Origin of the sequence: Bacillus sp. SG-1 (assembly GCF_000181495.1) — a bacterium.
Taxonomy (GTDB): domain Bacteria; phylum Bacillota; class Bacilli; order Bacillales; family Bacillaceae_B; genus Rossellomorea.
Genome location: NZ_ABCF01000164.1, coordinates 1 through 1589 on the forward strand (window position 1 = coordinate 1; position 1589 = coordinate 1589).

Genomic DNA, 1589 nt, shown 5'->3' on the forward strand with positions numbered 1-1589 from the left:
AAAAGTGATTCTGCCCGGTCTAAGGGGTACATCAACATGGCGGAATCACAAAAAGAAAGAATCGGCCCAGTCTAAGTGGTCCTTCGACAGGGTGGAATCTGATAAAAAAGTGATTCGCCCCGGTCAAAATGGTATATCAACATGAAGGAATTAGAAAAAGATTGATTCAACCCATTCAAAGTGGTTTCCACATGTGAAAACAAAAAGGAAACTGGATAGTACCTATAAACGACACAATAAACACCATACCAAATGAACGAAGAGCCTTCTTTCTATTTGTCACTCCCAAACAGAAAAACAAGCGGCGGATGTCTTCCCGTCGCTTGTTCGGATTCCTTATCGTGTTAAGGCATGTTCCACCTTTATGCAGCGGTCCATAATAACGGTATACCCTTTGCTTTTTAAAAAGTCATAAGCCTCTTCATTGATGACACCAAGCTGTGCCCAGAAAATGTCGGCATCAATCTCATCAAATTCCCTTGCGATTTCAGGAAGAAATTCTGACCGGCGGAATACATTGACGATATCTACATGTTTGCCGATATCTTTAAGGGTTGGAACAGCTTTCACTCCCAATGCTTCGTCGATCGTCGGGTTGACTGGGATAATTTCATATCCGTTATCCTGCATGGCCTTGGAAACCATGTAAGAAGTTCTCTCAGGATTGTCACTCAATCCAACAACTGCAATCACTTTCGCTTTATCAAGCAGCGGCTTCATTTCATTTCTTGTTAAGAATTCCATCTTTTTCAACTCCTCCTTTACATTATTTCGATATTTCGCGAATATATCCTGCCAAAAAAGCTGATCTACAGGTTTTTTACCCCATAAGATCAGCTTAAATCCTTAATTTCCTATTCTTCTATGATCCCTTTGGAGATCAGGAATTCCCTCGCAACATCTTCGGGTTCTTCTTTATCGATATCTACTTTTGCGTTCAATTCGCTCATTTCTTCTTCAGTAATCTGTCCTGCGAGTTCATTGATGGCATCCGCCAATTCAGGGTGCTTATCCAACACTTCCTGTCTGACGATAGGAGCCGCATAGAACGGCGGGAAGAAGCCTTTGTCATCTTTAGTTGTGGCCAGGTCGTAGCGCTGAATTCTGCCGTCAGTCGTAAAGGCAGGAATCAAGTCGACATCCCCATTTTTAACAGCTTCATACATGATGTTAGGGTCATAGCTTTCTGTGCTTTCAAAATTGAAGCCGTATGCTTTTACTAGATCATCATAACCGTCTCCCGGGCGTTCATAGAATTGGTGAGGGGCACCGAATACCATGTTTTCGGAGAGTGGTACCAGCTCAGAATAAGTTTCAGCGTCGACATCTTCCCCTTTACGGTAAGCAAGGGTATACGTGTTTTCAAAGCCAAGAGGCTCAAGCCAAGTTACGCCGTACTTTTCCTCGTAACCATTTTTAACCTGCTCATAAATTTCATCAGCACTTGCACCTTCTGCTGCTTCCTCTTTCAATACGGCCTTCAAACCTGTTCCTGTATATTCGACGTACATATCAATGTCGCCTTTTTCAATTGCCGGAGTCAGGATGGATACTTCCCCAAGACCTTCTTTTCGTTCTACATTCAAGTC

2 protein-coding genes are annotated in these 1589 nt (G+C 42.8%); both read right to left on the reverse strand.

Translation table 11 applies throughout. The features are described from left to right. Positions 1 to 336: 336 nt before the first annotated feature. Positions 337 to 744, reverse strand: a complete 408-nt coding sequence (locus BSG1_RS19420; RefSeq protein WP_006838954.1) for a CoA-binding protein — start codon at positions 742 to 744, stop codon at positions 337 to 339. Between the two features lie 110 nt (positions 745 to 854). Beyond that, a partial coding sequence (locus BSG1_RS19425) for a glycine betaine ABC transporter substrate-binding protein (RefSeq protein WP_006838955.1) occupies positions 855 to 1589 on the reverse strand: 735 nt, incomplete at its 5' end.

Bases quoted from the DNA above. Each gene is read 5' to 3' on its own strand.
- BSG1_RS19420 (WP_006838954.1), bottom strand. From the start codon at position 744: ATGGAATTCTTAACAAGAAATGAAATGAAGCCGCTGCTTGATAAAGCG.